Below are 8170 nucleotides of genomic sequence, written 5' to 3'. Positions count from 1 at the left end.
CCCCGCCCACGGCTACAACGTGCTCAACGCGGCGTTCCCCGTCATCCTCGCGGACGGCACCGCCTTCTGGGAGGACGGGATGGACGCGACCGTCAAGGTCCCCACCCCGGCCGAGATGTGCCGGGCCAAGGCGGCCGGGCAGACCGTCCTGCTGTCCATCGGCGGCGCGGCGGCGGGCATCGACCTCGGCTCGAGTGCCGTCGCCGACCGGTTCGTCGAGACGATCGTCCCCATCCTCACCAAGTACAACTTCGACGGCATCGACATCGACATCGAGACCGGCCTCGTCGGCAGCGGCGACATCGGCCGGCTCTCGCCCTCGCAGACCAATCTGATCCGCATCATCGACGGTGTGCTCGCCCGGATGCCCCGGGGCTTCGGCCTCACCATGGCGCCGGAGACCGCCTACGTCACCGGGGGGAGCGTCACCTACGGCTCGATCTGGGGCGCGTACCTGCCGATCGTGAAGAAGTACGCGGACGACGGCCGCCTCTGGTGGCTCAACATGCAGTACTACAACGGCAGTATGTACGGCTGTTCCGGCGACTCCTACTCCGCCGGGACGGTCGAGGGGTTCACCGCCCAGACCGACTGCCTGAACAGAGGACTCGTCGTCCAGGGCACCACCGTCACGGTCCCCTACGACAAGCAGGTCCCGGGGCTCCCGGCCCAGCCGGGCGCGGGCGGCGGCCATATGTCCCCAGACCTGGTGGCCCGCGCGTGGAACACCTACGGCGGCGCCCTGAAGGGCCTGATGACGTGGTCGGCCAACTGGGACGGGTCACGGAACTGGACATTCGGCGACAACGTCAAGTCCCTGCAAGGGCGTTGAGGGGGAGCCGGGCGGTGGTCCGGCACCTGCCTCCGGCGAGCCGCGTACGGAATATGCCGCCCGCCTTGTGGCCGAAGGTGTCGTAGCGGCGTAGCCCGGGCGAACAAAGTTGCCGGGGTTGAGTCAGCCGCCTCCCGGAAAGTGTGTGACCGTGGCTCACGTTCATCACCATCGCGATGGCAGGCCGATTCCGGCGTACGAGGCGCGGAGCGCGGGCGCGCGGAGCGAGAAGCCCGGCGTTCCCCGTCGCCGGATGTAGCTGTGCGCCGCTGAGGCGCGTGAGCCCCCCGTGAGGGTGATTGCCCTCCGGGGCTCAGAGGTGTGAGGTGTGACGGTCCCCGATCCACCCCCGAGACACAGGCCCTGCGTACGTTCCCGGACCCGGGCCGGCACCCGCCGGCGGGGCCCGGGTGAGCGGCAAGGAGGCACCGCATGTCAGGAGTGGTCAGTACGACGACCCCCGCCGTGGCCCGGCCGGCCACGGCCCGGCCGATACCCCAGCACGTGGGCATCATCATGGACGGCAACCGGCGCTGGGCCCGGGCCCGGGGGCTCGACCCCGTCGAGGGCTACCGGGAGGGCGCGCGCCGGCTCGGCGAGGTGTGCGAATGGGCCGAACAGGCCGGGCTCACCGCGCTCACCTTATGGGGGCTGTCGACCGACAACCTGAAGCGGTCCGACCAGGAACTGTCCGGCCTGCTCCCACTGATCGGCGAGACCATCGAGGAGCTGGCCGCCCTCCGGCGCTGGCCCGTCAACCCCATCGGCGACCTCATGGCCCTGCCGGGCCATCTGCGCGCCGCCATGGAACGGGCCCGCGACATCAGCCACCGGGCGCCCGGCATGACCGTCAACGTCGCGGTCGCCTACGACGGCCGCCGGGAGATCGCCCACGCCGTACGGCAGATCCTGTGCGCCGGCACGATGCCGCCGGCCGACGCCGACGACCCGGCGGGCAACTGGCAGCACCTGATCGCCGAGCACCTCTACACCCGCAACCAGCCCGACCCCGACCTGATCATCCGGACCTCGGGGGAGCAGCGGCTCTCCGGCTTCCTGCTCTGGCAGACCGCCGCCTCCGAGTTCTACTTCTGCGACGTCCCTTGGCCCTCCTTCACCCGTGACGAATTCGACCTGGCCCTGGACTCGTACGCGTCGCGGCACCGGCGCTACGGCTTGTGAACACCCCGCCCGGCAGCGGCGAAAGGAGATCGACTACAACACACCCATGACCATTGCACTGCCGTCCCTCACCCCGACGACCCTCACCGCCGAGGGCCTGCTCCTGCGGCCCTTCCGGGAGAACGACGAGCCCGCCGTCGCCGAAGCGCTGCGCGACGCGGACATCCTCCGCTGGGCGGCCGGCGACGCCACCGTCCAGGCGCCCGTCGACGAGCGCGCGGCCGTGTGGCTGCGGCTGCGCATGGCCGCGTGGGCGAACGGGGACGCCTGCTTCGCCGTCACCGACGAGGCGACGGGGGAGCTCCACGGCGCGCTGAGCGTCCGTGAGGTCCACCGGCTGCCGGACCAGGCGGTCACCGGCTACTGGGTCACGCCGCGCTCCCGGGGCCGGGGCGCGGCCCGGACCGCCCTGGACACGGCGGCCCGCTGGGCCCTCGCCGCCCCCGAGGACGGCGGGCTCGGCGTGCACCGGATCTACCTCGACCACGTACTGGCCAACGTCGCCTCCTGCCGGGTCGCGGTCGCCGCGGGCTTCCGGCTGGAGGGGGTGATGCGGGACCACTTCAAGGAGCCCTCCGGGCGCAGGCACGACGCCCATCTGCACGCCCGGCTGGCGACCGACCGTCCCGAGTAGGCTCCGCACATGGATGCGAGCGCCGATTTCGACCCATGGTCCCCCCGGTTCGTCGCCGACCCCTATCCCGGATTCACGGCACTGCGCGAGGCGGGGCGCGCGCACTGGTTCGAGCCCAGCCGGCAGTGGCTGGTGCCCCGTCACGCCGACGTCTCGGCGCTGCTGCGCGACCGCCGGCTGGGGCGCACCTATCTCCACCGGTTCACCCACGAGGAGTTCGGGCGGACGCCGCCGCCCCCCGGGCACGAGCCCTTCCACACCCTCAACGACCAGGGCCTGCTGGACCTGGAGCCGCCCGACCACACCAGGATCCGGCGCCTGGTCTCGCAGGCCTTCACCCCGCGCACCGTCGAACGGCTCGCGCCGGTCGTCCGGCGGCTGGCCCGCGAACTGGTCGACGGCCTCCTCGCCGAGGGCGGCGGCGACCTGATGGCGGCGCTGGCCGAGCCCCTCCCGGTGGCCGTCATCGCCGAGACGCTCGGCATCCCCACCGCCGACCGGGACCTGCTGCGCCCCTGGTCGGCGGACATCTGCGGGATGTACGAGCTCAACCCGACCGAGGAGACGGCGCGGCGCGCGGTACGGGCCTCGACCGAGTTCTCCGCGTACCTGAGGTCACTGATCGCGGCCCGTCGCGCCGCCCCCGGCGACGACCTGATCAGCGCGCTGATCGTCGCCCATGACGAGGGGGACCGGCTGACGGAGCAGGAGATGGTCTCCACCTGTGTCCTGCTCCTCAACGCCGGTCACGAGGCCACCGTCAACACCACCGGCAACGGCTGGTGGGCCCTCTTCCGCCATCCGGAGCAACTCGCCGCGCTCCGCGCCGACCACGGGCTGCTGCCGGGGGCGATCGAGGAGCTGATGCGCTACGACACACCGCTCCAGCTCTTCGAACGCTGGGTGCTCGACGACATCGAGATCGGCGGCACGCTCATCCCGCGCGGCAGCGAGGTCGCCCTGCTCCTCGGCTCCGCCAACCACGACCCGGCCCGGTTCCCCGCGCCGGAGCGGCTGGACCTCACCCGTGCGGACAACCCCCACCTCAGCTTCGGCGCTGGCATCCACTACTGCCTGGGCGCGCCGCTCGCCCGCCTCGAACTCGCCGCGTCCTTCGGCGAGCTGCTGCGGCGCGCACCGGGTCTGCGGCTCATGGCGGAGCCGGAGTGGAAGCCGGGCTTCGTCATCCGGGGGCTGCGCGAGCTGCTCGTCGAGTGCTGAGGACCGCGGGCACCGGACTCAGTCGCGGGGGCCGATCACCCGCCCGTCCTCGACGACGGTGATGGCCCCCGCCGGGCAGGAGTCCGCCGCGTCGAGGAGCGCCTCGTCCGGCCCGCACTCCCCGTCCGGCCCGTGCGACCGCTCGCCGTCCATCGTGAACAGCCCCGGCGCCAGGGCCGTGCAGATGCCCGAGCCCATGCACCGGACGCGGTCCACCGTCACCCGCCAGGCCAACGCCCTCACCACCCCACCGGCAGCGAGCGCGGCCCCCGGACCAGCATCTCCGTCTTCCAGACGACCTCCCCGGCGAGATGGACGCCGGGCAGCCGCAGGGCCAGGGCCCGCAGCGCCTCCTGGAGCTCCAGCCGGGCCAGGGGCGCGCCCAGACAGTGGTGGACGCCATGGCCGAAGCCCAGATGCTGGTTTCCCTCCCGGCCCAGGTCGAGGCTGTCGGGGGAGCCGAAGCGCCGCGCGTCGCGGTTGGCGGAGCCCACCGCCACCAGGACCGGCTCGCCCGCCCGCACCAGCGTGCCGCCCACCTCGACGTCCTCGGTGGCGTAGCGGGCGAAGCTCGCGGCCATGCCCAGGGGGACGAAGCGCATCAGCTCCTCCACCGCGGCGGGGACCCGTTCCGGGTCCTCGCCCAGCCGCGCCAGCTCACCGGGGTGCTCCAGGAGCGTCAGCAGGAAGTTGGGGATCTGGGTGGCGGTGGTCTCGTGGCCGGCGACGAGGATGCCCACGCACAGGTCGACCAGCTCCAGTTCGGAGAGCCGGCCGGTGCCGTCCCGCGCCTCGATGAGCGCCGTCATCAGGTCGTCGGCGGGCCGGGCCCGGTGCTCGGCGACCAGCCCGGCCATATAGGCCCGCAGCTCGTCCCGGCTCGCCTCCCACTCCTCGGCGGTGAGCGAACTGGTCGACAGCGCGTCGTCGCTCCACTTGCGGAAGAGCGGCCGGTCCTCCTCGGGCACGCCGAGCATCCGGCAGATCACGGCGACCGGGAGCGGCAGCGCGAAGTGCTCCACCAGGTCGGCGGGCGGGCCCGCCGCGACCATGTCGTCCAGCAGGCCCTCGGCCAGTGACCGGATGGCCGGCCGCAGCCGTTCCACCCGCTGCACGGTGAACGCCTTGGTCACCAGGGTGCGCAGCCGGGTGTGGTCGGGCGGGTCCATGCTGAGCAGGCCGTTGTCGCGGTGCCCCGGCGACTGGCGGGGCTCGTCGTGCGCCTGGGCGGCGGCCCGGCTGAACCGGCGGTCGCCCAGGACGAGGCGGGCGTCCGCGTAGCGCGTCGCGAGCCAGGCGGGCTCGCCGTAGGGCAACCGCACCCGCAGCAGCCCCTCGCCGTGCCGCGCCCGCTCGTACGACGTGGACAGGGTGAGGCCCTCGGCGTTGTTGAAGGGATAGACGACAGGTTCGTCGTGGGAGGTGGACATGAGACCCCTCTTCGCGATGTAAGCGTCTGCTTACAAAAACGTAGGACGGGGTGGGTAGCGCGTCAACGGTGCCTTCGGCCAGGGTTGTCGCACCCGCCCGGGGGACGACCGGGCGGTTTCGTGGTTTCCGTGGGGAGGAGCGGGGGATGACCGAGGACAGGCCCGTACGGCGCCGGCACGCCGACACGACCCGGCAGGCGCTGATCGACGCCGCGGCCGGGCTGTTCGCCGAGCGGGGGTACGACCGGACCACCGTCCGCGCGATCGCCGACCGCGCCGGCGTCAACCAGGCCCTGCTCTTCCGGTACTTCGGCTCCAAGACCGCCCTCTTCGGCGAGGTCATGGCGCACGACGGGCGCAGACGGCTGCGGGACACCCCGCCCGAACGGCTGCTGGAATCGGCCCTGCGCGGGATGCTCGCCCCCGGCGACGCCCCCCACGGCGACCGCTCCCTGGAGGTCTTCCTGCGCTCCGCCGGGGGCGACGACGAAGTGGCCGACGCCAGCCGGCGCCTGGGCGAGGAGTACGCCCGGACCCTGGCCCATCTCACCGGCGAGGAGGACGCCGAGCTGCGCGCGGCCCTCGTCCTCGCCTGGCTGCTCGGCATCGGGCTCACCCGCCTTGTCGTCCGCCAGGAGCCGCTGGCCGGCGCCGACCCGGAACGGGTATGCCGGCTGATGCTCGACGCCTCCCGGACCTTGTTGGAGGGGCTGGCCTGAACGGGCCCCGGCGGCGGCACGTAGACGGGAACGCCGGTCCGTCTCAGCCCGTTGCGTACTTCACCCGGGCGAAGCCCGCGTGCCACCATCCACCATGCGGCGTTACGACGTGGTGGTGGTCGGCAGCGGCCACAACGCCCTGGTCACGGCGGCATACCTGGCCCGGGCGGGCCGGGGCGTCATCGTCCTCGAAAGGAACGACCGGCCCGGCGGGCTCGTACGCACCGAAGAGCTCACCGTCCCCGGCTTCCTCCACGACACCTACTCCTCCGCCCACCCCCTGTTCACCACCGGCCCCGCCTACGCCGAACTGGGCCCGGAGCTCACCGCCCTCGGCCTCACCTACCGCAACTCTCGTTACTGTGTCGGGGTGTCGATGCCCGGCGCGCGGACGGCCGTGCTGTCGACGGACCCGGACGAGAACGTGGCCGAGACCGAGCGCCTCGCCCCCGGCGACGGCGCCGCGCTGACCGCCCTCCTCAAGGACTTCCAGCCGTACGCCGGGCCGGTGTTCGGCCTCTTCGCCGCCGAGCTCGCGAGTCCCGGCCCCGCCCGCGTCATCCACGACCTGATGCACGACGACGGGAACTACTCGACCTTCGCCCAGCAGTTCCTGCGCACCTCCCGCGACCTGCTGGAGCACACCTTCGCCTCACCGGTCGCCCACGGGCTGCTCGCCCCCTGGGCCCTCCACCTGGGCCGCGGCCCCGACGAGGTCAACAGCTCCTTCTGGACCGTCATGGTGCTCCTCGCCGTCACCTCCGCCGGCATGCCCACCCCCGAGGGCGGCAGCGAACGCCTCGCGCAGGCCCTCGCCGCCCTGACCGAACGGCACGGCGGACGGATCGAGACCGGCCGCCGGGTGGACCGGATCCTGGTCCGGGACGGCCGCGCCGTGGGCGTCCGCACGGCCGACGGCGAGGTCGTGCGCGCCGACGAGGCCGTCGTCGCCTCCGTCAACCCCGACCAGCTCTACCTCCAGCTGCTCGCCCACGAGGAGGGCGCCGTCCCGCCCCTCATCCGGCGACAGGCGGGCGACTACCGCTACGGGCGCGGCTGCGTACAGATCCACCTGGCGCTCTCCGCACCGCCCCGGTTCGCCGACGAACGCCTCGCCAGGACCGGCCAGTCCCACCTCACCGGCGGCCTCGACGCGCTCTCCCGCTCGGTCAACGAGGCCACCCGCGGCCTCCTCCCGGCGGAACCCACCATCTCCATCGACACCCCCTCCGCGGCCGACCCCACCCGCTGCCCGCCCGGCGCGGCCGTGGCCCGGCTGCAACTCCTCGACGTCCCGCTGCGCCTGCGCGGCGACGCGGCCGGCGAGATCGACACGGCCGACGGCTGGACCGACGACGTCAAGAACGCCTTCGCGGACCGCGTCCTCGAACTCGCCGGCCGCCACGCCCCCGGCCTCCCCGGCGCCGTCCTGGGCCGCCACGTCATCACACCGCCCGACCTGGCCCGCTTCAACCCCAACTGCGGCCCCGGCGACCCCTACGGCGGCAGCCACGAACTCGCCCAGAGCTACCTCCTGCGCCCCCTGCCCGGACAGCCCTCGCACCGGACCGTCGTCCCCAACCTCTTCATGGTCGGCGCCGCGACCTGGCCCGGCCACGGCGTCAACGGCGGCTCCGGCTACATCGTCGCCAAGGAACTGACCGGGCCCGCGCGGCCCTGACGGCGCCCGGCACACCCCTACCCGTGAACCTGCACACACGCGTGCCCGTGCGGCGCGAAACCGCCCTCGTCGAGCTTCCGCCACCCGTCGACGCAGATCCACGTACGGTCCGGGACGTTCCGCCCCAGCGCCATCCCGTACAGCTGCCCGGGCCGCCAGTGCCGCAGCGCGCTCTTGCCGTCCAGACCGGCGCCGTACATATGGAACAGGCCGAGGAAATCACCGTCCGGCGCGGGCGTGGCCGACGCCCGCAACACGTACCGGCCCTTCGCGTCCACCGTGAGGCACGACTGCCCCCCGCACGACGTCGCCGCGAAGGCCGCCGGCCCGGAGGCGAGGAACAGGGCCAGGGCACCCACCGTGCTCACGCCCGCCCGCAGCGCCCAACGCGTCCTCGCCGCCAACCACTTCATCAACTGCTCCGCCCTTCGCTCGCCGGTGTGCGACGAGCCTGCCAGCCCACCCGCCCCC

Annotated in this window: 9 protein-coding genes; 6 read left to right on the top strand and 3 right to left on the bottom strand. The window is 73.3% G+C overall.

Annotated elements, in window-relative coordinates:
* The 4 genes from K6I33_RS27615 to K6I33_RS27600 all read left to right on the top strand — a co-directional run.
* On the top strand, window positions 1–832 hold an 832-nt coding region (locus K6I33_RS27615; RefSeq protein WP_229357251.1), incomplete at its 5' end, for a chitinase.
* Window positions 833–1264: 432 nt separating this feature from the next.
* The gene (gene uppS, locus K6I33_RS27610; protein WP_229357250.1) at window positions 1265–2014 is read left to right on the top strand and encodes a polyprenyl diphosphate synthase; all 750 of its coding nucleotides are present in this window, start codon (window positions 1265–1267) and stop codon (window positions 2012–2014) included.
* 46 nt (window positions 2015–2060) lie between these two features.
* Window positions 2061–2648: a GNAT family N-acetyltransferase gene (locus K6I33_RS27605; protein WP_229357249.1), complete on the top strand. Its 588-nt coding sequence runs from the start codon at window positions 2061–2063 to the stop codon at window positions 2646–2648.
* A gap of 9 nt (window positions 2649–2657) precedes the next feature.
* A complete protein-coding gene (locus tag K6I33_RS27600) occupies window positions 2658–3869 on the top strand; it encodes a cytochrome P450 (protein ID WP_229357248.1) in 1212 nt (403 codons plus the stop codon).
* Between the two features lie 18 nt (window positions 3870–3887).
* Here K6I33_RS27600 and K6I33_RS27595 read toward each other — a convergent pair whose 3' ends face one another.
* Together K6I33_RS27595 and K6I33_RS27590 are read right to left on the bottom strand one after the other, a co-directional pair.
* Complete coding sequence (locus tag K6I33_RS27595) at window positions 3888–4112, bottom strand: ferredoxin (RefSeq protein WP_229357247.1); 225 nt, start codon at window positions 4110–4112, stop codon at window positions 3888–3890.
* Window positions 4109–5299, bottom strand: a complete 1191-nt coding sequence (locus K6I33_RS27590; RefSeq protein ID WP_229357246.1) for a cytochrome P450 — start codon at window positions 5297–5299, stop codon at window positions 4109–4111. The genes K6I33_RS27595 and K6I33_RS27590 overlap by 4 nt, the downstream gene beginning before the upstream one ends.
* 146 nt (window positions 5300–5445) lie before the next feature.
* Here K6I33_RS27590 and K6I33_RS27585 point away from each other — a divergent pair, with 146 nt between their 5' ends.
* Both K6I33_RS27585 and K6I33_RS27580 read left to right on the top strand, forming a co-directional pair.
* Window positions 5446–6018: a TetR/AcrR family transcriptional regulator gene (locus tag K6I33_RS27585; RefSeq protein ID WP_229357245.1), complete on the top strand. Its 573-nt coding sequence runs from the start codon at window positions 5446–5448 to the stop codon at window positions 6016–6018.
* A gap of 94 nt (window positions 6019–6112) precedes the next feature.
* On the top strand, window positions 6113–7699 hold the full coding sequence (locus K6I33_RS27580; RefSeq protein WP_229357244.1) for an NAD(P)/FAD-dependent oxidoreductase: 1587 nt from the start codon (window positions 6113–6115) through the stop codon (window positions 7697–7699).
* A 17-nt stretch (window positions 7700–7716) separates the two neighbouring features.
* Here the strand turns inward: K6I33_RS27580 and K6I33_RS27575 are convergent.
* The coding region (locus K6I33_RS27575; protein ID WP_229357243.1) for a hypothetical protein at window positions 7717–8170 on the bottom strand (454 nt) is incomplete at its 5' end.

The organism is Streptomyces sp. UNOB3_S3, assembly GCF_020740895.1.
Classification (GTDB): domain Bacteria; phylum Actinomycetota; class Actinomycetes; order Streptomycetales; family Streptomycetaceae; genus Streptomyces.
The sequence above is the reverse complement of the archived record's forward strand: the minus strand, read 5'-3'. Positions and strand labels throughout refer to the sequence as shown.